The sequence below is a fragment of the Prevotella scopos JCM 17725 genome (genome assembly GCF_018127785.1).
GTDB classification, from domain to species: Bacteria; Bacteroidota; Bacteroidia; order Bacteroidales; family Bacteroidaceae; genus Prevotella; species Prevotella scopos.
This window is the reverse complement of record NZ_CP072390.1, coordinates 1,528,559-1,553,201: the sequence shown is the minus strand read 5'-3', so window position 1 is coordinate 1,553,201 and position 24,643 is coordinate 1,528,559. Positions and strand designations below refer to the sequence as shown.

The following is a 24,643-nucleotide window of genomic DNA, read 5'->3' as shown; positions in this document are numbered from 1 at the left end:
TTGTATTGGAAAGAACAAAAAATAGTAGGAAAAGGTGAGCTTAATTCAGTCCCAAGGCGTTCAATCAGTTCTTGTGTTTTGTTTGAAGGAAAGACTTATCGCATAGTGGTTTGCTTGTTTTTATTTTGCTCTTAGTTGTATAAAACAAAGCAGCCGCATCACCCAGTTGGGCAATGCGGCTGCGACTTAAGTATCAAAATATAATTCAGAGATTTCTTATAGTCTAACGCTGAGACCTACATACCATGTTGCACCATAAACTGGAGCATACATGAAGGCTGCGTCGTCTGTGTGTTTCTCGTCCTGAATATAGCTGAAGATATTCTTAGCACCTGCATAAACAGTACATGAACCGAAACGCTTTGCAGCACGGCAGTTGAAGATCATGAAGGTGTTTGTCTTCTTAATCTTTGATGTTGCACCATCGTCCTCAGAGTTGTAGTCGATGAACATTCTTCCCTGTAATGAGCTTGTGAGAGAGAAAGTCCATGTGCCAGGGGTATAATCGAGGTCGATATCGCCAGTCATTGCTGGGAAACGAGAAACGTTACGGCTGTCCTTCGCATACTGCAGACGCTGTGGGAACTCTTTTACAGTCTCATCGTTAGGGTCTGACCAGTCTGCACGCTCGTGCTTAAACTTACCTTGATTGAAGGTCCAGTTAATACCAGCATTGAAGTTGCGGAAGAGATTTGCCTTTGCACCTAATTCAACACCCTGTACGTAGGCATCGTCAACATTCTCCCACTGGTAAGAGTAACCGAACTTCTTAACCTCATCGTCTGCAGGAGAGAACTGAATCTTATCTTTCAAGTTGGTGCGGAAGATGTTGATGCTGAACTGATATTTCTTAGCATAATAGTCTGCTGAGAGGTTGTAGCTAATAGCACGCTCACCCTTAAGGTTAGATGATTTCCATACACGTGGCGAACCACTACAGAGGTGGAGGTCCTCAGAGAATCCGTAAGGAGCACGGAAACCTGTACCTACATTAGCACGAAGAATGAGTGAAGGAGTCAGTTCATATTTGATAGCAATACGAGGATTGATGGTTGTCTTACTAAACTTAGTAGTTGGGAAGGCGCTATCAGAAACCTTTACGCTGGTAGCGTACTCCTCACCAGAGCTATGATAATCAACACGGATACCTGGTACAACAATCAACTTTGGAGTCACGTTCCACTCATCCTGTACGAAGAAACCAAGCTCGTTGGCGTGTTTCTTACCGATAGAAGTATATGGAACGCCATAGTAAGGACTTGTCTTCTCGTCCTCAGCAGAGATGACATAGAGTCCAGTCTCACGCAAACGAGTGAAATAACCCTGTACACCACCAAGCAATGTATGGTTGCCAAGAATTGAAGTGAAGGAGAGTGATGGTGTCACCGTATTCTCCTTAGCAATGTATGGGCGCATCATAGAAACGTCAGGTTCTGCACCGTCTTCATCTGGATGTGCTGGATCCTTGTGAGAATCCATATAGTCGTGAAGGAAGGTGTCGTTTGTTGCCAGGCGTTTGTGATATACGTAAGCTGTTGTAAGATTTAATTCAGAGTGCTTACCGATAGGCAAGGTGTAAGCGAGGTCAGCTGAAAGACGGTTGGTACGAATGTCTTCAGTACCATCAGTATATGGATTCATATATTGATCATTCGTCATAACACCACCGAAACGGTGCTCGTCAATCGCCTTACCACGCAGTACGAGTTTATCGTTCTTAGCAAAAGGCTGATAGAAATAAAGGCTGAAACCAAGGTTATTCATCGTCTCATCTACACGATCAGAGATACCATCCTTGTTCTTTACTTCCTTACGTGTAAGTCCATTCTGTGTGCGGTCGATAGCGTCCATCTGTGTTCGCTGTGCGAATACACTCAGACCGATGTTGTTATAACGCATAGAACCAGAACCCTTATAGCTCTTGAAGCCAAAGTTTCCAAACTGAATATCACCATTAACAGATGGCTCAAAGGTTGGTTCCTTTGAGATAATATTGATAGCACCAGCAACGGCACTACTTCCATAGAGTGCAGAACCAGCACCCTTAACCACCTCAAGGCGGTCGATGTCATTGGTTCCAATCTGCTGTAAACCATAGACACCAGCAAGACCAGAGTAAATAGGCTCACCATCAATGAGTACCTGTGTGTGCTCAGCGCCCAAGCCTTGCATACGTACTTCAGAGAAGTTACAGAACTGGCACTGCTGTTCTACACGGATACCCGGTACACCTTCAAGTGCTTCGTATAAGTTCTGGGCATTCTTCTTGGTGATAGCCTGTGATGTCAGAACCTCTGTACGGATAGGCACGTCCTTTACAAAGTGGCTGGTACGAGTACCAGTTACAACGACCTGACTTAACTCTAATGGATCTTTTTCCAACTCAAAGTAAGCACCAGTACCCTTGTTGGCTTCCATATTTACTTCGATTTCCTGCTGCTGATAACTAGAAAGTGTAGCAATGATAACCTGCTTTCCAACAGGAAGATTACTTAATTTGAAGTGTCCAGTAGCATCGCATTGAGTTTTAAGGTTGGTACCTTTTACTTGGATTTTAGCATGAGAGAGGTGTTGTCCACCTTCTTTTGCCTTTACGTCACCGAAGAGCATTGCGTCGGTGTTTTGTGCCATGGCTGCTAAAGAGCATAATATGGCGGTTAAGATTAGTAAATATTTTTTATTTGTTATTATATGGTTTGTAAATAACTTTGCAAAGTTATGTTGTTTTTATAAATTAGGCAATACCTATTGGTCGGTATTTTCATTGCTATTGGCCTAATAAGCCTAATATCAGTCAGAACTTTCGTTTTTCTTGTCAATTTAGGAATAACTCTTGCAGGTTTCAATAATTTCTTTTTACTTTGTAAGCAGAATCAAAACGCTAAGCTATTGAAAACAATTCTCACAATAACAGGTTCAGATAGCACTGGTGGCTCAGGAGTGCAGGCTGATATCAGAACGATAGCTGCATTGGGTGGCTATGCGGTGTCGGCTGTAACCTCCGTTACTGTTCAGAATACATTGGGTATTCAGGCCTTCTATGATCTTCCTGCAGAAATAGTAAGGGGACAGATTGAGGCCATTATCAATGATATGCAGCCTGATACGGTAAAGGTGGGAATGATTAGAACCATAGAGACTTTGGCTGTTGTGGTGGATGCGCTGTTGAAGTATCGTCCTCACCATATTATATACGACCCGATTGTGACGGCAAGTAATGGTGACAGATTGATGACAGATGACGTGATAACACAGATACGTTGTCGATTACTGCCCTTGTGCTCTCTGGTTATCTTGAGGGAGGGTGAGCCTGAAAGAATCTTTGATTGTTCGGCTTTGAAAGGCGATGGGAGTCGAGCTGTTCGTTCATTCGTGTTAGACGACCCTTTGCAGCATGGTCTTGCCAATAGTTTTTCATCTGCTCTTGCTGTTTATCTGAGTCAGGACGAGACAATGGAAACTGCTTTGCAGCATGCACGGGAATATGTAAGAACATTGATAATGCGACAGAGTGATATCCGTGGACGGAGTAGCCAGTTATACTATGATTTTCTGGAAGCAGTACAGCAACATTATCGTACTAATCGTGATGTTGCCTTTTATGCTGACTGTCTGAATGTTTCTCCACGTTATCTGTCACAGGTGGCACATCGTATTTCTGGCAAATCGCCTAAGTGCATCATCGATCATACACTCGCAGAAGCACTTGCTTGTCAGCTACGAACAACACAGAAAACAATCCAAGAAATAGCTTTTGAGCATGGCTTTGCTTCGCAAGCTCAGTTCTCAAAGTTCTTTAGGAAACAGATTGGGCAGACGCCAAGTGAGTGGCGACGTCCTAAGAAAGACTTCCCCTTAACACCTCAGCAAGAGGGGAGTACCTAAGCGCAGTTATTGAGATTCATCAGATTTCAGATACTTGTTATCTTTGGTTTTCAATATCTTAAATAGAATTTTAACTATTAATACTAACATATCTTTCTTTATGCTCTATCACTTGTTGGTATTGCCTTGAAGGGAGTTCTAATAAATTAAGTAAAATGACAAATAGACAAGAACTAAACCGCAATCTAGCCCAGATGTTGAAGGGCGGTGTAATCATGGACGTAACAACACCTGAACAGGCTCGCATCGCTGAGGCTGCAGGTGCTTGTGCAGTAATGGCTTTGGAACGCATCCCTGCTGACATTCGTGCTGCTGGTGGCGTTTCACGTATGAGTGACCCTAAGATGATTAAGGGTATTCAAGAAGCTGTGACGATTCCTGTGATGGCTAAGTGTCGTATTGGTCATATCTCTGAAGCGCAGATTTTGCAGGCAATAGAGATTGATTACATTGACGAAAGTGAGGTTCTTTCTCCTGCAGATAATATCTATCATATTGACAAGACTCAGTTTGAGGTGCCTTTCGTTTGTGGTGCACGTAACTTGAGCGAGGCTTTACGTCGTATTGCTGAAGGTGCAACGATGATTCGTACGAAAGGTGAGCCTGGTACTGGTGACGTTGTACAGGCTGTTAGCCACATGCGTCTGATGCAGAGCCAGATTCGTGATCTCGTTAGCAAGCGTGAAGATGAACTCTTTGAGGCTGCTAAGCAGTTACAGGCTCCATACGAACTCGTGAAGTATGTACATGAGAATGGTAAGTTGCCTGTTGTGAATTTCGCTGCTGGTGGTGTAGCTACTCCTGCTGATGCTGCGTTGATGATGCAACTCGGTGCTGAGGGTGTCTTCGTTGGTTCTGGTATCTTCAAGAGTGGTGATCCTGCTAAGCGTGCTGCAGCGATTGTAAAGGCAGTGACAAACTATAACGATCCTAAGGAATTGGCTAAACTATCAGAAGACTTGGGTGAGGCTATGGTTGGTATCAACGAGCATGAGATTGAAGTGCTCATGGCTGAGCGCGGACAATGAGAATCGCTATTCTTGCCCTGCAGGGAGCGTTCTTAGAGCATGAGATGATGCTCAATAAGCTGGGTGTTGATTGCTTTGAGGTTAGACAATTGAGCGACTGGCATCAGGTGAAAGATGGATTGGTTATCCCAGGTGGTGAGAGTACCACACAAGGAAAACTCCTTCGTGATCTTGGATTGCTTGAGCCTATTCGTGAAGCTATCGAAGCTGGATTGCCAGTCTTTGGTACTTGTGCTGGTTTGATACTCCTTGCACATGAAGTGGAAGGGAATAGTCCGTCTGCACCTGTCCCTCCTCGATTGGGCACAATGAATATGACTGCTGCTCGTAATGCCTATGGTCGTCAGTTGGGTAGTTTTCATGCGGAAGCTTCTTTTAAAGGGATTGATGGCAATATTCCTATGACTTTCATCCGTGCACCTTATATAAAGGAAGCAGCTGGAGAGGTTGAAATACTCTCAGAAGTGGATGGGCATATCGTTGCTGCCCGCCAAGGAAACCAACTTGTCACGGCCTTTCATCCGGAATTAGATAGTGACACGCGTGTACATGAATATTTCTTGGACATGGTGAAGGCTAGATAATAACTAAATAAGATAAGTGAGATTTATGTTTATAGGCTGTTATAGATGCTTGTTAGCGTCTGTGACGGCCTATATAAGTTTTTATGGCTAACTTAAACTTACGTCTTATACTTTCAATGTAGTATTCTAATTGTTCTGTCAATATATTTTAAAAGAACTTGAATGAAAATGTATAAAGTCCTAATAAAAACTGTCCGGAGCGTCCGGACAACTTGTCCGAGTGTTTCGGAACAATTGTCCGGGTGCTTCGGAACAACTGTTCGGGACGTTCGGATAAACTTTATCAAGTATTTTTGGACTTCAAAGAGGTAAACATTTGCTGATAAGATAAGGGTAGGTTATAGAATGTATTAAGTTTGCTTATGTGGTTAAAGTGTCCAATGTTATTGGTGCTTACTATTCATATCATTGGTGTTTACTATCATTATAAGGCGTATGTACAAAAAACATGGCTGAAGAAAATGAATGTGTAGGGGTTCTTGTGAGCATTATAAATTATGCGAGGCACCACAGATAAAAGATCTCAAAATAGGTTTATCGATGGTATAAACAATAATGTAAACTTGTATTTACGGAGAGAATGTTTTTATGTAGCAAACAAAAAGGCATAAAAAAAGGACTACCGCTGTAGTCCAACCTTTGTTAACCTTAAATCTAATACTATGAAAAACACGATGCAAAGATAAATAGTAATTCTTAAATTTGCAACTTTTTCGATGTGTTTTTTGCGTAAAAGTGTTATTATTGATTTATATCAAGTAAATAATATGACAATGTGATAGATTATAGTGTTTTTTATCAATTACCACTACAGGATTGATAAGGTCGCATGGCTTGTCCTTCATAAGGTAAAGTGACTCTTTTATGTGGTCGAAGCCATTGAAACGATGCGTCACGAGGTATGAAAGATCTAATCTGCCTGATGTAATTAACTTGGCGAGTTTCTCCATGCGTAACCGACCGCTTGGCATCAATCCGCCTCGGATAGTTTTGTGTCTCATTCCGACAGCCCACTCAATGCGTGGAATTTTAATCGTATCGCCAGAACCGAGATAGTTCATATTTCCAATAATTCCATCAGGTTTTAGTACGCTGACTTTTATATTTGCAAGTGATTTTAAGGAAAAGAAAAATGTCGCTTCATTAGGATTAAAAAGGAGGAGGGTTAGGAAGAGTGAGCGTATAAGTTTTTGTAAGTCAACGTGCATAACACTGGTGTAAAAAGGATTGCATAAATGTTGAATGAATAAGTTTATATTGAAAGAAAATGGTCTAAGAAACTAACTGAAACGCATTTTTATCCCTTAAAACTTTGTTATGTCATTTTTTAAGCCTATCTTTGCAAAAAATAAAGAGATAAAGGCATTTAAGGATATGGGATTCCGGCATTCACTGAGATGATGTTGGAATTCTGTCTTTTTTATGTCTATTGAAAAGCAATTAATTTTTAAAATAAGATATTATGGCTTATATGTCACAGGAAGGCTACGACAAACTCGTGGCTGAGTTGCAGCATTTAGAATCTGTAGAACGTCCGAAAGCATCAGCTGCGATTGCAGAAGCTGCTGATAAAGGCGACTTGAGTGAGAATTCTGAGTACGATGCCGCTAAGGAGGCACAGCGTCATCTTGAGGCACGTATTGCAGAGATGAAGATGACCGTGGCAAAGGCAAAGATCGTCGATGTGTCACGTCTGAGCACAGATGCTGTGCAGATTATGTCCACAGTAGAAATGACAAACGTGAAGACAAATGCTAAGATGAAGTACACGATTGTCAGCGAGACAGAGGCTAACTTGAAGCTGAACAAGATTTCAATTAAGACTCCTATTGCACAGGGCTTGTTGAATAAAAAGGTGGGCGACGAGGTTGAAATCAACATCCCTCGTGGTACTATCACCCTTCGCATTGATAAAATTTCAATTGATGCATAACAATATAACAAGGAGGTTGATATGACAATATTCAGTAAGATTGCAGCGGGTGAGATACCAAGCTACAAATGTGCAGAGAACGAACAGTTCTACGCTTTTCTCGATATTGACCCAGTAACAAAGGGTCACACACTTGTTATTCCTCGCAAGGAGATTGATTACATCTTCGATATGGATGATGAGGAACTTGCTGCTTTTGAGATCTTTGCAAAGAAAGTAGCACGTGCTATAAAGACAGTCTTTCCATGTAAGAAGGTGGCTCAGGTCGTTTTAGGATTAGAGGTTAACCATGCACACATCCACCTCTTGCCAATGAACAGCGAGGCTGATGTTGATTTCAAGCATCACGTACAGGTTGAGGCTGAGGAGCAGAAGGAGATTGCTGCAAAGATTTTCAAAGCTTTTCAAGAATTGGATTAAGCTATATTTGTTGTAAAAGAAATAAGAAAAACGGGGATATATAATAATGTATATATCTCCGTTTGTCAGTTATACTAAATCTTTTTTACTAATAAGTGGTATAAAGGACATCATAGCATCACTCCAAATTCCGTGGAAAAGCCTAATTTTTTACGTTGTCTGACTTCAATTTGTTATCTTCTTACCCAACGTAGATGGGGCTTATAGAAACTCTTCCCCTTTCTTTATCTGTACCTCATTGGCATATTTTCTCACCAATGATGACGATTCTTCTTTCTTGCAGATAAATAAGACATTGTCCTTTTCGACAATGATATATCCGTCTAGTCCGTTGATAATACCCAATTTACCTTTGGAAAGTTTTATGATATTATTGGCTGAATCTTCAAGGATAACATCAGAGTCAATAACGACATTATCTCCTTCTCGTTTGCTCATTGACTCATAGACACCATGCCACGTACCAAGGTCTGCCCATCCGAAGTCACACTTCATTACATAGACATTCTCCGACTTTTCCAAGACACCATAATCTAACGATATGTTTGGATAGCGTGGAAAGTTCTCCCGGACGAAAACCTCTTCTTCTTTTATGGTCGTTATCTTTTCTCCAATTTCTCCAACAGGCAGGACAGAGGGGAGGAAACCACAAAGGCATTGGCGTAGATATTTTGTGTTAGAAAGGAAGAGTCCTGTGTTCCAATACCATTCTTTGCTATCCATAAACATCTGTGCAAATTCACGGTCAGGTTTCTCCGTAAAAGCTTGAACCTTATATATATCGCCTTCTCCCGTATAGACTCCTTTCTGTATATAACCATATCCAGGCTCTGGTCGGGTAGGGCTAACTCCCATGGTCAATATTGCATCGTTTTTCTCAACGAACATCAATCCTTCATTAATATTATGGTAGAAAGCGGTGTCATTTACGATATTATGGTCTGAGGGTGAAATTATAATGTTAGCTTTGGGGTCAAACATCATGATACGATGTACTGCCCATGCAACACTTGGTGCCGTGTTTCTATGTATAGGCTCAGCCATGATATGGTCAGCCGCCACTTCAGGCAGTTGTCCTCTGACAAGGTCGAGGTAATCGCAACTAGTGTTGATATATATGTTCTCTTTGGGAAGAATATGGGTAAAGCGATCAAAAGTTTGTTGAAGTTGAGTACGACCTACGCCAAAGAAATCAGTAAATTGCTTTGGAAATTTGTTTCTGCTCCAAGGCCATAACCTGCTTCCCTTGCCTCCGGCAAGAATCACGCAATAGTTGTTTCGTTCCGTAGTCATTATTTTTGTAAGCTAACCTGTTTCTTTCTCCAAAGATACCTTATATTACTCATACCTCCAAATCTTTTATTGTAAAATACCACAAATATTCATTAATCAACTTATTGTTGTTAAATAATTCCTCAAAAATTTGCCACATTCAGATTTTCTCTCTACCTTTGCACTCGTTGTTCAAACAACAGCCATGCCCAGATGGCGGAATAGGTAGACGCGCTGGTCTCAAACACCAGTGGGGCAACCCATCCCGGTTCGAGCCCGGGTCTGGGTACGAAGCAAAAAGCTAAGTGGTTTATTATTAAACACTTAGCTTTTTTCGTTTTAATAAATGTTCCCGAATTGTTCTCAGCAATCCTTTTTTAAAAGGTTATTATGGAATCATGAAAACGCATTTGATTATTGATGCAGAAAGTACCCATGATGAAAGGAGTACCCAGCAGACTGATGCCCAGATATTGACGAGTATAAGGTAGGATTGTTGGCGTACTACCTAAAAGAATGCTGATAGGCTCAAGGAAAAACCATCCAAGTAGCATGACAATCAGCGAGAATACCAATGTGTAGAAAAGTCCAGTACTTGCCATCACCTCTGCATCCTTGGTATTCTGAGTACCCAACTGACGGGAAATATAATTGCCCGACCCATTACCAAAGAAAAAAGAAAAGGCCTGTATGAAAAACATCACACTGAAAACGATACCTACCGCAGCCGTGGATTGTGTATTAATCTTACCTACAAAAACGTATCGACCAGATTATACTGGTCAGCAGCATAGAGATGATGGTAGGTATAGCCATGGCGCCTATCACACGATGGACAGGCGCCTGGGTCAGGAATGTATATTTATCGCTCATTGCTTTATTTTACAATCTTAGCTATCCAGCTGAAGAGTTCATTCAGGGCATAGTCGCCACTGTGAGGGCGGTTCCAAGGTAGCTTGAAGTTAACATCCTTACCTGCGTTCTGCAGTTTTGTTGCCATATTGATAGCGATAGGGAAAGCAGTATCACGGTCGCGAGCACCATGTCGGATATACCAGTGGGGAGCAACAGAGGTAGCTGCATCACCGATGAAATACATAGGGTTCAGCAGACGAACATTCTCTTTTACCTCGTCAGACAATGTGCTACCGGTCTTTGCAGCAGCCCATGTAGTAAAGTTAACATCAGAACCATGCTCGTTTCCAAACTCACCGTTCTCACCACTTGCAGCTGCTCCGTCCACGTTATAGCTGTCAAAAGCTGGTACACCCTTGAGAGCTTGCGTACTTACTACGTAGTTAAGATACTTGTTCATATCAAGGTCTGTGATATATTCACCAACCCTTTTTCTGCCACCCATCATCATCGGAGGCATACCGCCACCCATTCCTGCAGGTCGCGCCATACCTACACCGCCATTGATAGGAGCCTGAAAAGCTGCCTCACTGCTGAATGTAAAACCGATAGAATCAGGGATGTCTGCACCTGCATCTTTAGCATCCTGAGCACTACGGATAATAATCTGCTTGATATAGTCAAGATAATTGTCAGCATTTAGCAGTGTACCATCAGTCTTCTTCAAGCCAAGTGAGTTGATATAAGATGGGAACTGTGCTGCCAATTCCTTTATCAATGTCTGCTTACTTGCAGCGAGGCTCTTGCGACTATCAGTATTACCATACAGCCATTCGTATGCCATATCCGCATGATCGAGGTCGGTAATCGGGCAATAGCACACACTCGCAAAGACATCATCACGTCCGTCAGCTGCACCCATAGCCTTGAGCAGAGGCTCATAGGCAGGGTTGTTGCCTGTTGCACCCATCAAACTCGACATCGCTCCACCTGCACTGGTACCGTCAGTAATAATCTTCTCCGTATTACCCGGTATCAGGTTATCAAAGTGACGCAGGTAACGGATAGCCGCTTTTAAGTCGAGTAGGGCTTTCGGAGCACGACCAGTATAAACCGTCTTCTTTCCTTTCTTTACGGTAGAAGTACGACCACGGCTACCGGGAATGACGAGAACATAGCCCTCAGCCAAAGCACGTCCGCTGGCGTCCTGTGCTTGTGGGTCACCTGCCTGACTTGCCATATAACCTCCCACGTAGGTGCGGAGGAAGATAGGTGTCTGCTCGTTAGCCCCTTCTGGTACAAAGATATTCATATACTGATAGGTAGAATCCTCTACGTTGGTAACAAAATAAAGTTTGTTATAAGCCGTGTAATTCACCACTTTGCCATTAGGCATTGTCAATGATGCCTTCACTCCACTCTCAGGATTAAACTGCAGAGCGTTTGTCTTTGGTTTCTTAGCAGCATTCACATTCATTGCGAGCATCATTCCTAAGGATGCAATAATTAGTTTCTTCATATTTATTGTTTTATTGAAATTGCTTTTATATCTTTCGCTTATTACTCCTCACCATAGGTATTGTATGAAATGTTTTCCGTATTCCATTTATCCTTCGGACTCACATCAGCATCAGGATAACCAATGACAATCGTGTTTAGTGGAATTAACGACTCTGGAAGACCAAGTACCTTAGCTACGTCAGTACAACGTTCTTTTGAAGGGTAGGTACCCGTCCACACGGCTCCAAGTCCCATCCCTGTAGCAGCCAAGAGAATATTCTCCGTTGCTGCAGAGCAATCCTGAACCCATAACTCACGTGCATCACCTTCAGCCGCCTTTTTCATATCACCACAAACAACGATAGCCAGTGGAGCCTTTGCAGCCATAGCAGCATAGGGGTTAGCCTCAGAAAGCTTTTGTAGCTGCCCTTTATCCGTAATAACGATAAAATGCCAAGGCTGTTTATTCATAGCTGTTGGGGCAGCCATTCCTGCACGAAGCAGTTTTTCTATCTTGTCCTTTTCAACAGATTTGTTCTCATAAGAGCGGATAGATGTACGCTTGAGAATCGTATTGAGTACTACTTCAGAGCTATCTTGTTCCTTACCTTTGTCATTCCCAGTTACAGCAAGTTTATAACTAAGGAATACAAGTGCAATGGCAAGCACTGTATTGATAATCATTGAAATCTTCATATCGCTTATTTCTTGTTTTTTGAAGTTGACTGTTGACTATATTTAAAGAGCGAACCTGTTGGGCAAACAAAGCGACAGTAAGGTCGCACAATCACTGTGGAGAGTGCCACAAAGACGACAGCAATAACGATAACTACCCACGAGGCAGACTGGAAAACAAAAGCAGAGAATGGCTCATAATCAATCCAATCGAACCATACACCTGTCCACAGACATAGCATGAGGATTGCCCACAGCAGCTGTCGGAACATATCTAAACGTTTAGCCGTCTTTGGTTTCATTTTGATTTTATAACCTACACATTTTCCAGCAAGCTCTTGCAGCGAACCAAACGGACATACATGCGTACAATAATATGACTTTTTGCCAAAGAGGGGATACACAAACGCGGTGATAAGCATAATGACGGGTACTATCAGTGTCAGCACATTCATACCATTTGACATATAACTAACCATTGATGTAAAGCTTAGGAACGAACCACACCAGAAACCCAATACTATCACGTTGAGAATCTGCTGGCTTATCCTGTATCGTCTATCCTTGACAAAGAGCGGTATGATGGTAGCCAAAAGTACTACGATCAGTCTTGCTATAGCCTTGCTCGAGAAGTCCAGCTCCGCCCATATAGAATCCTGTACAGGATTTTTTGCAGCATATTGAAGACCACGTTGCACGTTACCAATGATAGCCTTTGACGAGAATGTAGCACCTGACACAGCATCCACTTTCAGCTTCTGTGCCTCTTCAACAGTACGTCCGTTCCACTTAGTTAGAAGTGCTGAAGCCTCCTTAAAGAAGTCGGGTGTTTCTGAATTTTCAAGTGCCTTGATACTCTTTATCTTACCATCTTCCAAGGTAATCTCCAAGGGAACGGTTCCTCCATAGCCTATGATGTCCTTACTAAGTTCAGTAGTATTCAACCGTACCGAACCATCTTCAAGGACAACCATTGTCTCTGTCTTTGTCGAATCCGTCTGTTGCTGCTTCAATTCACGTCCTACAACCTTTCCGTCTCTACGGATACTGACTGCCATAATTAGTAGAACACAGGTCAGCAGAGACAGCAACTGCTGTAGTTTTCTTGAATAATTGTTCATATTATTGTCTTATAATCTTTCTTTCATACACCTCCCTCATCAACTTTAACGTCTGATTACTACTATCACATATCCATACGCGCGTGTATGGACAAAAATAGAGTTACTTCGGCTGAGATTGAATGCCCCGGTTTCTACCAAAACCATTCTATATGACGACCACTAATAACGAAGGTTTAATCCCATCCCTCTTTTTTATCCTGCTATCTATAAGATTAGCGAAACAGTTGTATACGTAAAGCTTTTATTTGAAAATATGTAATGATATTTCAACACCTTACCTTCTCGAGAAAGTAATCCAAATGACTTATTTCAGATCTCTAAGTTTACATTATAGATTACAAACTTAGAGATATGGGATTATGTAATTCTTCTAATACAAACATATATCTTTTTCTGTTGCAGCATCATAATCAAGTACTTTCAATTTGATACTGTTGAAAAGTATTATCCATACAATAGATTTCAACTTCACCACAATTAATTTTCATTTTTTCGTATATCTCTTGTAATGGGATTGTATTTATAACTTTATATTGTCGTGTATCTATAATGATAACTTCTAATTCAGTAGCAATAAGTATTTTCTTTTCAAATATAATCATTTCACAGAAAAGAAACTTTAAGTCTAAATACATTATTCTACGTTTCGAGTCAAAATCATAAATAGCAAAATCCTGATCAATTCCTATAGCAAATATCTTTGGGAATATTTCTATGAACTGAGGCAGTAATAAATCACTTGACCAAGCAATTTTCGCATAGGAATCACCTTCCATTATCTTGCCATATATTTGATAAGAATCATTATGACAGTCTTTGAATACTGAATCATAATTTAATCTTTTATATATAGCATAATCGACAATTTCAATATTCATTTCTTTTTTAATATTTTTGAATCAACAAGAAAGTATCTTACTTGACGGTCTATTAAAGCTACAAGCTAATAAGACAGCACTTTGTCCAAAGTATTTAGTGGAGTCATCATGTGCATTAGGATTAGCTCCTAACTCTAATAATTTTTTAACGGATTCTATTTTATTAGTACGTGTTGCTAACATCAAAAGAGTCTGCTTGTACTTTGGGTCTCGGTAATCTACAGAAAGATGCTTTATGTTTATAATAATTTTATTCTTTATATCTTAAAATCCTTCCTGTAAGTAAAATGAAAAAGCTTAAAACCATTTGTAGTTTTGGAAAGGACTAACTTACTTATAAGTTATTTGTGCGCTATCTACATAATATACGTGAGGAAAAGGTTCCTTTAGCAAAAATCGTACTACGATATGATTGATAACCGAGTCTCCATAAATCTGATATAAGCTATCCGATTCTTGAGATGTTGGAATTTTGAGTTTACTTCCTTTACATTCTATTCTAAATCCACTACTTGCCCCTTTTCCACCAGAACCTGTTGGAATATAATACAATACCGGGAGTTGTTTGGTGAGATAACCTTTCAAACTTCTGCTTTTCAAATCGCATATACTATAAAAGATTAACCAAACTACAAAAAACGCACAACCTACAACATAAGAATAGTAATGCAGTTTATTCTTTATTCTAAGTATTATATAAGAAAACAAAAAGATCAAAATATTTAATGATATCATATAGAAATATGTATCTATAATGACATCCGCATCCATATAGAGTAGTATCCACAGCCCTGCTAAAGCCAAGAAATACCAAGTTGCTTCTTCCTTTAATATTTTTTTTAGATTCATCATCTTATCATGTTTTTATAAATTAAACTTCCTACCTTTGATCCTGCATTCGTCCCTATACTATTAAAGAACCTTCTGGTATAGACTTTTTTCCTCATAGAGTTTGCATGGAGTGTAGCCTTTTTCAGATTGGCTTCGTAGTTTTGACGCATAAAAGTACTACCACGATGAGCATTATGTCTATTCAACGTAACCTTAGCATCCTTAACAGCCTTCTTAGCACTTGAAAAAGAAGCTTCCAGTTTTTTTGATAATTCACCCAATCCTGCTTCTGCTAGAGAATTACCAAGTGCTGAGAAAAATTGTTCTTTAAAATCAACTCCGCTTAGGGATTTTTCCTTCCATGCTTCTGCAGTGATATTCGTTACCATATTAACAGCTGTATTTACCAAAATCTTGGCAAGAGTAGAATTTCCAACTTTAATAGATGAAAGTTTCTTTATTAATTTTGTTGTAGATGCACCAGAGACAACGAGGGACATAACTCCAGCAACAACTGCGTCTTTTCCTGCACCTTCCCAATCAATCTGGCTATAGGCTCGTTGTACATTTCCACCATTCTCTAATAAGTTCTGAACAAAACTTGCAACTGCTGAAAAAACAAAAGTACCTACACCTTCAGTTATTGCGGATACAAAGTCTTGTCCATCAGTGTCCGCCAATTTTATTGGGTTATTCAACGTATGTACAAATCCGCTCGTTGTGACATATTTCTCTGCCAACGGATCCACTCCATACCATAGACTCGTGACTGGGTTCAAATACCTTGCACCATAATAGTACAAGCCTGTCTCTTCATCAAACTGCTTGCCGTTGAACTTATACGATAGGTCCTCGGATTAAGAATGCTCGTCACCTAACAGTTTGGAGCGTCAGAGTAGCGTTTGTAGTGAAGTTAGGGCATAGATACGGGAGACAGCCGTCCCTGCTGTGATTTCCAATCACAGCACAAAGAGACCTATTTCTCTTGCACCACAACCCGACATCCACTGTAAGGCTCAATGCCTGCAGATGCTCAGTGTTATGTGTTTTATCGTAACTATGCCGGCTATGTTATTCTCTTTTTGAAAAGAATAAATAATCCGACATAGCACTTTCTAAGGCAAATATACAACTTTATTTTGTAAATGTATTCGTACAAGGAAGAAAAGCTATATTGGGTGTGTTATACACCTTTGATTGAATCAAAACACTGAGCTAACAGATTGACATATACATTTGTACCCAAAGCCTATGAATACACTCTCGTATGATATCTAAACCCCTAATTAAGTTTTAATTTTAGTTGCTGTCATTTTTAACATTTCGCGTACTAGGCTTATATTCATGTGATTAAAGGCGAGAACGGAGTGACAGAAGTGACAGCAAATGAAAAAACAACAAAATCCAGCATAAGAGTAACTATAAAGACTGCAAGTTGGTTGGATGAGTTGAACGAACCAGATGAGCAGATAACTCTGCAGCCTGAGCTGATAGCTACGCCGTCTTCTTGCTTGCATCTGCTGTAGCTTTCTCTGCCGCATTCTTTGATTTGTCTAAAAATGATCCGAATGCCATTGCGGTTTATAATTAGGACCCGCTAAATCATAAAAGAATAGCCTCCAACTAAACACAACTCCAAATTGACCTTAGGCTTAATACGCTTAACTCACATTAAATCCCTACCCTCCCATACATAGAAATGGTGTTAGTCCTTCGCACATGTGGTGCATACCATCCGCACAACATGTGCTAAGCACCCGCACCACATGTGCAAAGCACCCGCACCAAACCGGTGGAATATCAACACACAACCCACACGATTCGTTATAGAGCCTTATTTTGTAAATATCCAAGAGTACCTACTATTTTTAATTTGTGAGACTTTATTACAACACTGCTAATATTCTTTTATCTTTTGTAACAACAGATTACTGGCTTCTCTGCATTATTAGAATAAATATGTATCTTTCCTCATGATTATAAGTGTTCTTTACATTGGAACAAAGAGAAGCAAAAAGGCTGAATCCCTCACTTAAGATTCAGCCTTAAATCATATCTAATAAAATGTTTAGTGGACAGCGATTTTATTCTATCCTATTGCGGTTATACGTCCATCCCTATTGTATAAGAGCTCTAGGGATACTTATACCTCACTAATATAATATCTGGGGTATGTGTATAATTATCTTTCTAAAGTTTCCCACCCCTCTATTTCATGGGTATTTCAACCAAACTGCTTTGTGAATACCCATGAACGTGAGCCGTTAACACATGTCTAAAATATGTTTACGGTTGTGAGCTTTTCTTGTTGCCTGTCTTCCAATGCTTTGACCATAATCTCAAAGTTGTTCCGCATTTCTGAGTCGGTGACTATTAACTGCCCTATCTCACTAACAGAGAACCCAAGAACGTCACAAAGAGCAGCAAGCAACCTCTCTATGCACTTCAGCACACGATGCCATAACGTAAGTGCCATGACATCATCTTCCATGTCAGCAAACAATTCACCCATGGTCTCGTACTCTGACATCCGTTTTTCTAACGACATCACGATATATGTAATGTAGCAGAGCGTTGCATCAGCAATCTGACCATCAAAGTCTCTCCCCATGTATGAGCCGAGCCTGAGATGTCCTTTTGTCTCCTTGTTGACCACTTCAATGTTCCATCGTATCTGGTATAACTCGAAGGCACGCACAAAGTTCATCGGTAAATCAGTACTAAGCATGATATTCCAAGTCTGTCGACGTCCATATTTAATCAGGTATATCCTGACTGGTATATTCCCCAGACATCCCCTCAACTCAATGTACTGACACTTGTACTTCCGGCAGCATTTGGTACGTCTTGTATACATTGCTACGAGCTCAGCGGCATTGTGTCGCTTGTTCTCCACAAAGTACTTTGTCTTTCCCATCTTTGCAAGACCGATGTAGTGTATAGCTCCGTTGCCTACTCTCCTGACTTCCTCAATGAACTTCTCGCAGGCAAACCAACTATCCGCCAAGGCATAATGGGGATGAATACCACTCTTCCACATGCGCTGGAGTATCCTTATGGCGGAGTCCATCTTGCTCATACCGCACTCTTGATTCCGCTCATACGCTGGACTCTCTTTCATGCGTCTCTTGGAGAATCTGCTGCGGAGTGCCTTCTTGCCAAGTCCGCCATCCTCTTTCCCTCCAAGTTCCTCATGGAGGGAGAAGTCGAACGGCAGAGAGGACTTACCATCGAAGAACAGGCATAAAAGAAGCTTGTAGCCCAGAACATAGTTCATTCGTACATGGTCGAAAACCTTGGTGATATGCTCAAGCTTTCTACCAGTCTTTTCCAAGGTTGTATCGTCAAATATGACACAGGAGTTCTCGCTCTCTGTCTGAATGCCATTCTTTCGGAGAATGCATTCAAAACGAAGAACAGTATAGCTAAGCAAACGACGCCAATTCCTTGTCTGCCTGACTATCATACGATAATAGCAGTTCTTTCCAGTGGTGAGAAGATGGTAGAAATTCTTCTTGTATATGGAGTGTATTGTCTCACCATTAATACGGAAAAGACAAAGGGAAAGAATCAGTTGAACAGCGGAGATACCATCGTGTTTCTCCAAAGAAAGCCTACAGAGCATACGTCCAAGACCAAATTTTGAGAAAAGTGAGAGAATATCGCTTCTCATCTTACTTTTAACACTTAAAAGCTTGGATATCTCGCTGAAATTGTCTAATTTTGTATTCATAATAGTTACTCTTTAATTTGTTGATAATCAATGTAATAAAGCACTACAAAGTTACCAATAATTATTGAGAAACTGTTATTTTAAACCAACTTTTTGAGGGTGGGAAACTTTAGTCAGATAATTAGTTTTAGATATAAAACTTTATTCTTTGTTGCTAATTGACTTTTCGTCTACGATATAATTAAAAAATAAGATGAAATGTGATAGATTGTAAAAGAATATGTATATATTTGCATCGCTAAGCAATATTAAGTACTAATCAACCTATCTCCAAAAATAGTAATTTAAATGGCTAATTAGTATGAGTGAGAAGTGTTGGATTAGTGCGAAGACAAATAAGTTCTATTGCAATGGAAGACATTTATGATAAGTGGGTAATGCAGTTGAGAGAAGGTTCTTACGAGGCTTTCTCAGAATTGTATATGTATTACTCGAACAAGTTATATAGCTTCATATTGGCGCAGACAAAGAATGTTTCACTTTCAGAAGATATCGTTCAAGAAACTTTTATGAAATTGTGGAATATGCGTGAACAATTAGATTGTTATGGTAATGTAAATGCCTTGATATTTACCATTGCTCGTAATTTAATTATTGATAGTTTTAGGAAGCAGGTGGCACAGCTTGATTTTGAGGACTATCGTCAAGCATGTGATAAACTATCTTCATTTGCAACACCAGAAGAACAGCTTGATTACTATGAGTCGGTTGATCGAATTCGGCAGGTAAAGAAACTGTTATCAAAGCGTGCTTGTCAGATTTACGAGATGAGTCGTGAAAAGAATATGCCCATTCAAGAGATTGCAGAGTCCCTGAACTTATCTTCACAGACTGTAAAAAACTATCTTACATCTACTTTAAAAATATTTAGAAGAGAGTTGTCAAGATAGCATTCTAAACTACAAGATAAGATGCAGAAAATGAAAATATATACTATCTCTATCTAGCTTTACCAAACGGTATATTCTCTTCTTAATCGATATATGTAAAATATTTTCATCTGATTCGTAACCTATATATGCTCTTTTGGTTTCTAAAAAACGCCCAATTGAGTTGCAATAGGTACCCTTTTGAGGTCTTACTAACGCCCTTTTGAAGTCCAATTAAGCACCTTTTATTTTACTACTCTGTAACTAATTGATTTTCTGTTGATTGCAAACTTGCTTTTTATATGTGTTTTTGCCGTCCTTTATAGATGTTTTACCCGAAATTATGTAATGATTTTTCAAATACTTATATGTCGATTTTCGAGGTTTTAAAATGAAATGGTTTTCAATGTTAAAGGATGATAATAGGAAAGATAGATGACTGTTTTAGCAATGTTTTTTTAAAGAGTAACTTCGGTTCTTCCATTAAATTAATACGAAACGCGTCCATACATTTAACGGAAGAATCTTTTTTGTTTTTTCATAATTTGTTAATAAAAGTTATTTTTAGGTATTATCTTCATATCTATACGTATACATCTTATAAGCTAAAAACGTATGGAAAAGAAATTCGAAGAATTATATAAGCAATATTTATCGGGACAAATATCTCAAATGGATTTTGAGCTATTGAAAAATAAGGTTCCGCTCACATCAGATGAGGAGTTGTGGGATTTAATGTGTGATGATTTATCTACATCGTCAGAGTCTGTAAAGATGAGTAGTGAGTCACAGCAAAGAATCTTGCAAAATATCTATGCTAATGTGAAAGAAGAGAAACGTCAGACACGTGTTCGCAGATTCTTGCGCTATGCGGCGATGTTCGTTTTGATGTTGTCATTGGTAGGTGGCAGTTATTGGTGGATAAACTCATTGGCTCCTTCGGCTCCGGTTTATACTTATGTAAGTGTTAAGGCGGGTAGTAAACGTACGATAACCTTGCCTGATGGTACGCGAGTAACCCTCAACGGAAATAGCCAATTATGTTATAATGTAGTACCTCAAAAACATCGTGAAGTGGTGTTGACAAAAGGTGAAGCTTTTTTTGATGTAACGAAAGATGCCTCTTGCCCATTTCGTGTAAAGGTAAACGATATGCAAATTGAAGTCTTGGGTACCGAGTTCAATGTACGCTATCACGAAGATGCCATTGAGACAGCCTTGTTCTCTGGTGCCGTTCGACTTACATCAGAGGCGCTGAAAGAAGATTATCGTCTTTATCCAGGAAAGAAATCAATCTATAAGCTTGCTTCGCATCAGCTTAAAATCTGTGACAATGATGCGACAACTGATGCACGTTGGAAAGAAGGCTATCTGGCATTTAATAGTAAGGCGTTGGCTGAGGTGTTACATGAAATTGAGGATTGGTATGGCGTACGCATTCAGCTTCGTAATAAGAAGTTAGCTAACGACCTCCTCACGGGTACCTTCTATAATGAATCATTGGAAAGTGTACTTAGTTCGTTGAAGATGCAGTATAAATTTAATTATCATACAGATAATGGAACAATAATCATAGAATAAATCTTTATATCTAAACCCTTATAACTAAAAACATAGTATATGGCAAACAATCTAAAAACAAGAAGGAGATTCCTTCTGCGTTGCTTGTTGGTTATGGTATTATCACTTATACCGACAATGTTGTTGGCGCAGCGTGGTAATGTGAGCCTAAATCTCCAAAACGAAGAAATCAGTCGGTTTATTCGGCAAGTTGAACAACAAACGAATTACACATTTGTGTATCGTAACAATGTACTTAACTCTAAGACGAAAGTAACATTGGTATGTAAGAACTGGCCTTTAGAGAAAGCCCTTACACATGTGTTTTCTCCTCATGGAATTCAATATTCTTTCAACAATAATACTATTGTATTAAGCCTTGCCCCTGTGGCAAAGGAAAGAGTTGAGAGTTCTGAACAAAAAAAGGCAGTAGCTATTAATGAGCGGGAACAATATACACCAGAGAAGCATAAAATCTCGGGTGTTGTTCTTGAGGCAAATGGTGATCCAATCATCGGTGCGAGTGTCTTTGTAAAAGGAACAACGATAGGAACAGCTACGAATACCGATGGAGAGTTTACGATAGAAGCTCCAGCAAATAGCGTACTTTCTATTTCATACATTGGTTTTGCTACTCGTGAGGTAGCTGCGAAGAGTGGTGCCAATCTGAAGATTACCTTAAAGGAAGATGAAGCACAAGCCCTTAATGAAGTTGTTGTCGTAGGTTATGGTACACAGAAGAAGGCAACCGTAACAGGTGCTATTGCATCAGTGTCAACAAAAGACTTGGTACAAACCCCACAGGCAAATATTAGTAATATGTTGGTCGGTAAGATGCCAGGACTTATTGCTATGCAGAGAAGTGGTGCGCCAGGTGAAGACAACTCAACCCTTTTGATTCGTGGTGTGAGTACATTCTCAGACAACACAGCCCCTTTAGTAATGATTGATGGTGTAGAGCGTCCAAATTACAATGGACTCGACCCTAATGAAATTGAGTCGGTAAGTATTCTTAAGGATGCTTCTGCTACTGCTATCTATGGTGTACGTGGTGCGAATGGTGTTATCTTAATAACAACTCGAAAAGGTCAGAAAGGTAAGCCACACTTGAGTTATTCTGGTAATTTCGCAGTTCAATCACCTACAGCTTTACCACATTATTTAAATAGTGCAGAATATTGTGAGATGTATAATGAAGCTTTGAAAAATGATGCTTACACAAAGGGTACATCTTATGTTCCACGCTTTACCGAAGCAGATATTCAGCTCTATCGTGATGGAACAGACCCTATTATGCATCCAAGTACTGACTGGGTGGGTAAGTTCTTGCGTAAGGCTTCTCTCCGTACACAGCACAACTTCAATATTTCAGGTGGTACAGATCGTATGAAGTACTTTATCTCTGCTGGTTTCTTCAATCAAGGAGGTATGTACAAATATACGAAGGTAGATCGTAATCACGATGTGAATGCTTCTGACACACGTTATAACTTCCGTTCAAATCTCGATTTTAATATCACACAGGACTTTAAGGCAACTGTACAACTGTCAACACAAATCAATAATATCCGTACTCCTGGTATTGGTAATAGTGAACTTTGGAAAGAGATTTCTTGGGCAACACCATTGGGTACTCCAGGTATGGTAGATGGAAAGTTGGTACGTCTTGAGAATACAATTGATGATGAGAATCCATGGCAAGCATTGTTGAACAATGGTTATAACAATACCTATGCTAACACCATTAACTCAACTTTGCGTTTTGACTATGATTTGTCACGTTTATTGTTGAAAGGTCTTTCAGTTCATGCAAGTACTTCTTATGACAGCTATTACTACAGTAAACGTCTCTCGGTGAAAACCATGCAGACTTTCGTTCCTAAGGTAGACCCAAGTGATCCAACGAATATCATCCTTGTACCACAAAACGAAGAAAGCACTTGGGGTGGAGGATTCAATTACGGAAAGAACAGAAAGGTTTATTTCGAGGCTGGAATCCACTTTGATCGTACATTTGGAAAGCATCATACTACTGCTCTCTTGCTCTATAATCAGAGTAAATATTACTCACCAAGCCTTGCCTATCATGTGCCTAATGCCTATCAAGGTATTGTAGGTCGTGTGACCTATGGTTATGCTAGTCGCTACTTGGCAGAGTTTAACATGGGTTATAATGGTACAGAGAACTTTGCTGCAGGTCGTCGATTTGGTTTCTTCCCTGCTGTATCTGCAGGTTGGGTAGTCAGTGAAGAACCTTTCTTCCCAAAGAATGATTGGCTTGTTTATATGAAATTGAGAGCAACCTATGGTGAAGTAGGTAATGATAAGATTGGTGGTGACCGCTTCTTATATCTGCCTTCTGTTTATGGCTCAACAAGTGGAAACCTTTCTGGTTATAACTTTGGTTCATCAGCTAACCCTGTTTATTCGCAGATGATAGAGGAAAAACGTTTGGGTAACCCATTGTTGACATGGGAGAAAGCTCGTAAGTTGAATCTTGGTGTTGATATGAACTTCCTCAAGAATCATTTGACAGTTTCGTTTGATTACTTTAAGGAGCGTCGTAATAACATCCTCTCAAATCGAAACAGTGCGCCAATGTTGATTGGTGCTTCTTTGCCAGCTTACAATATGGGTGAGATGGAGAACTCTGGTTTCGAATTTGATGTAAACTATCGTAATAAGATACGCGACTTCAACTACTGGGGGCGTTTCAACTATTCTTTTGCGCGCAATAAAATTCTCTTCCAAGATGAAGTTCCTGAAAAGTATGCTTATCAGATGCGTACAGGTCGTCGTGTAGGTCAGTTCTTTGGTCTTCTCTCTAATGGCTTTTATAATTCTTGGGAAGAAATCAATGCGCTCGACCGCCCCGTAAGCAGTTGGAATGGTAATCGTTTGCAGCCTGGTGATATCCGCTATGTTGACGTAAATAAGGATGGAAAGATTGATATGTATGACATGGTGCCAATAGGTTATTCACCTACTCCAGAGATAATCTATGGATTCTCTGCAGGATTTAACTGGCGTGGCTTTGACTGTTCAGCACTCTTCCAAGGTGCCTCACACGTTTCTATTAAGTACTTTGGTCGTGCATTGTGGCCATTCATCAATGCCCATAATAGTGCTAAGACTTTGATTTTGGAACGTTGGACACAAGACCGTTATGACCGTGGTGAAAACATTAGTTTCCCTCGTTTGTCAATGAGTCCATCGCGTGATACTGATAACAACTATCAGGATTCAGACTTCTGGATTCGCAATGCTAACTATTTGCGTCTGAAAAACTTAGAGCTTGGTTATACCTTTAATAAGAAGCAGCTCAAGGCATTGGGATTGGAAAGTCTGAGAGTGTTCATTAGTGGAACAAACTTGTTTACTTGGACAGATGTTATTGACTTGGATCCAGAGGCTCCATCAAGAGGAGGAGCAACTGAGATTAATACCTACCCATTGCAGAAAATCTATAACATGGGTATAAATATTCAATTCTAAA

General features: G+C 40.0%; 20 protein-coding genes, 1 tRNA gene and 1 pseudogene. 10 read left to right on the top strand and 12 right to left on the bottom strand.

The features are described from left to right. Nucleotides 1-216: 216 nt before the first annotated feature. A complete protein-coding gene (locus J4856_RS11820) occupies nucleotides 217-2,631 on the bottom strand; it encodes a TonB-dependent receptor (protein WP_044081202.1) in 2,415 nt (804 codons plus the stop codon). 258 nt (nucleotides 2,632-2,889) lie between these two features. Between J4856_RS11820 and J4856_RS11815 the strand changes: the two genes are divergently transcribed. From J4856_RS11815 to pdxT, 3 genes are all read left to right on the top strand, one after another. Further along, nucleotides 2,890-3,885 carry a hydroxymethylpyrimidine/phosphomethylpyrimidine kinase gene (locus J4856_RS11815; RefSeq protein WP_025839248.1) on the top strand — a complete coding sequence of 332 codons (996 nt, stop codon included), beginning with the start codon at nucleotides 2,890-2,892 and terminating at the stop codon, nucleotides 3,883-3,885. 155 nt (nucleotides 3,886-4,040) lie between these two features. Next, nucleotides 4,041-4,913 (top strand): pyridoxal 5'-phosphate synthase lyase subunit PdxS, encoded by an 873-nt coding sequence (gene pdxS, locus J4856_RS11810; RefSeq protein WP_025839246.1) that lies wholly within the window; start codon nucleotides 4,041-4,043, stop codon nucleotides 4,911-4,913. Further along, the gene (gene pdxT / locus J4856_RS11805; RefSeq protein WP_025839244.1) at nucleotides 4,910-5,497 is read left to right on the top strand and encodes a pyridoxal 5'-phosphate synthase glutaminase subunit PdxT; all 588 of its coding nucleotides are present in this window, start codon (nucleotides 4,910-4,912) and stop codon (nucleotides 5,495-5,497) included. The genes pdxS and pdxT overlap by 4 nt, the downstream gene beginning before the upstream one ends. A gap of 749 nt (nucleotides 5,498-6,246) precedes the next feature. Here pdxT and J4856_RS11800 read toward each other — a convergent pair. Continuing rightward, a complete protein-coding gene (locus tag J4856_RS11800) occupies nucleotides 6,247-6,705 on the bottom strand; it encodes an MDR/zinc-dependent alcohol dehydrogenase-like family protein (RefSeq protein ID WP_065367691.1) in 459 nt (152 codons plus the stop codon). A gap of 254 nt (nucleotides 6,706-6,959) precedes the next feature. Here J4856_RS11800 and greA point away from each other — a divergent pair, with 254 nt between their 5' ends. Both greA and J4856_RS11790 read left to right on the top strand, forming a co-directional pair. Continuing rightward, nucleotides 6,960-7,430, top strand: a complete 471-nt coding sequence (greA, locus tag J4856_RS11795; RefSeq protein WP_025839241.1) for a transcription elongation factor GreA — start codon at nucleotides 6,960-6,962, stop codon at nucleotides 7,428-7,430. A 21-nt stretch (nucleotides 7,431-7,451) separates the two neighbouring features. Then, a complete protein-coding gene (locus J4856_RS11790; protein ID WP_025839239.1) occupies nucleotides 7,452-7,850 on the top strand; it encodes an HIT family protein in 399 nt (132 codons plus the stop codon). A gap of 201 nt (nucleotides 7,851-8,051) precedes the next feature. Here the strand turns inward: J4856_RS11790 and J4856_RS11785 are convergent, their stop codons facing one another. After that, nucleotides 8,052-9,143, bottom strand: a complete 1,092-nt coding sequence (locus tag J4856_RS11785) for a mannose-1-phosphate guanylyltransferase (RefSeq protein ID WP_025839237.1) — start codon at nucleotides 9,141-9,143, stop codon at nucleotides 8,052-8,054. 186 nt (nucleotides 9,144-9,329) lie between these two features. Between J4856_RS11785 and J4856_RS11780 the strand changes: the two genes are divergently transcribed. Then, nucleotides 9,330-9,411, top strand: a tRNA-Leu gene (locus tag J4856_RS11780). 112 nt (nucleotides 9,412-9,523) lie between these two features. Here the strand turns inward: J4856_RS11780 and J4856_RS11775 are convergent. The 8 genes and pseudogenes from J4856_RS11775 to J4856_RS11740 form a co-directional block, all read right to left on the bottom strand. Continuing rightward, nucleotides 9,524-9,995 (bottom strand): annotated as a pseudogene (locus J4856_RS11775) (MATE family efflux transporter); the annotation flags it as partial. A gap of 4 nt (nucleotides 9,996-9,999) precedes the next feature. Beyond that, the gene (locus J4856_RS11770) at nucleotides 10,000-11,496 is read right to left on the bottom strand and encodes a CocE/NonD family hydrolase (RefSeq protein ID WP_025839231.1); all 1,497 of its coding nucleotides are present in this window, start codon (nucleotides 11,494-11,496) and stop codon (nucleotides 10,000-10,002) included. 41 nt (nucleotides 11,497-11,537) lie between these two features. Then, on the bottom strand, nucleotides 11,538-12,173 hold the full coding sequence (locus J4856_RS11765) for a nitroreductase family protein (protein WP_025839229.1): 636 nt from the start codon (nucleotides 12,171-12,173) through the stop codon (nucleotides 11,538-11,540). Nucleotides 12,174-12,178: 5 nt separating this feature from the next. Then, nucleotides 12,179-13,273, bottom strand: coding sequence for an FMN-binding protein (locus tag J4856_RS11760; protein ID WP_025839227.1), 1,095 nt, complete (start codon nucleotides 13,271-13,273; stop codon nucleotides 12,179-12,181). Nucleotides 13,274-13,686: 413 nt separating this feature from the next. Beyond that, complete coding sequence (locus J4856_RS11755; RefSeq protein ID WP_025839225.1) at nucleotides 13,687-14,154, bottom strand: hypothetical protein; 468 nt, start codon at nucleotides 14,152-14,154, stop codon at nucleotides 13,687-13,689. 21 nt (nucleotides 14,155-14,175) lie between these two features. Beyond that, nucleotides 14,176-14,340, bottom strand: coding sequence for an ankyrin repeat domain-containing protein (locus tag J4856_RS11750; RefSeq protein WP_262502751.1), 165 nt, complete (start codon nucleotides 14,338-14,340; stop codon nucleotides 14,176-14,178). A gap of 144 nt (nucleotides 14,341-14,484) precedes the next feature. Next, entirely contained in the window at nucleotides 14,485-15,006 is a 522-nt protein-coding gene (locus J4856_RS11745; protein ID WP_025839223.1) for a hypothetical protein, read from the bottom strand. Next, nucleotides 15,003-15,788 (bottom strand): hypothetical protein, encoded by a 786-nt coding sequence (locus J4856_RS11740; protein ID WP_234967294.1) that lies wholly within the window; start codon nucleotides 15,786-15,788, stop codon nucleotides 15,003-15,005. The genes J4856_RS11745 and J4856_RS11740 overlap by 4 nt, the downstream gene beginning before the upstream one ends. 543 nt (nucleotides 15,789-16,331) lie before the next feature. Between J4856_RS11740 and J4856_RS11735 the strand changes: the two genes are divergently transcribed. Then, a complete protein-coding gene (locus tag J4856_RS11735) occupies nucleotides 16,332-16,511 on the top strand; it encodes a hypothetical protein (RefSeq protein WP_143150366.1) in 180 nt (59 codons plus the stop codon). Between the two features lie 749 nt (nucleotides 16,512-17,260). On the opposite strand, the gene J4856_RS11730 is transcribed toward J4856_RS11735, so the two are convergent. Continuing rightward, entirely contained in the window at nucleotides 17,261-18,718 is a 1,458-nt protein-coding gene (locus J4856_RS11730) for an IS4 family transposase (protein ID WP_065367693.1), read from the bottom strand. Nucleotides 18,719-19,068: 350 nt separating this feature from the next. Between J4856_RS11730 and J4856_RS11725 the strand changes: the two genes are divergently transcribed. From J4856_RS11725 to J4856_RS11715, 3 genes are all read left to right on the top strand, one after another. Continuing rightward, nucleotides 19,069-19,608 carry an RNA polymerase sigma factor gene (locus J4856_RS11725; protein WP_044081239.1) on the top strand — a complete coding sequence of 180 codons (540 nt, stop codon included), beginning with the start codon at nucleotides 19,069-19,071 and terminating at the stop codon, nucleotides 19,606-19,608. 594 nt (nucleotides 19,609-20,202) lie between these two features. Next, nucleotides 20,203-21,168: a FecR family protein gene (locus J4856_RS11720; RefSeq protein ID WP_025839636.1), complete on the top strand. Its 966-nt coding sequence runs from the start codon at nucleotides 20,203-20,205 to the stop codon at nucleotides 21,166-21,168. A 39-nt stretch (nucleotides 21,169-21,207) separates the two neighbouring features. Further along, nucleotides 21,208-24,642 (top strand): TonB-dependent receptor, encoded by a 3,435-nt coding sequence (locus J4856_RS11715; RefSeq protein ID WP_025839638.1) that lies wholly within the window; start codon nucleotides 21,208-21,210, stop codon nucleotides 24,640-24,642. The last annotated feature ends 1 nt before the right edge of the window (nucleotide 24,643 follow it).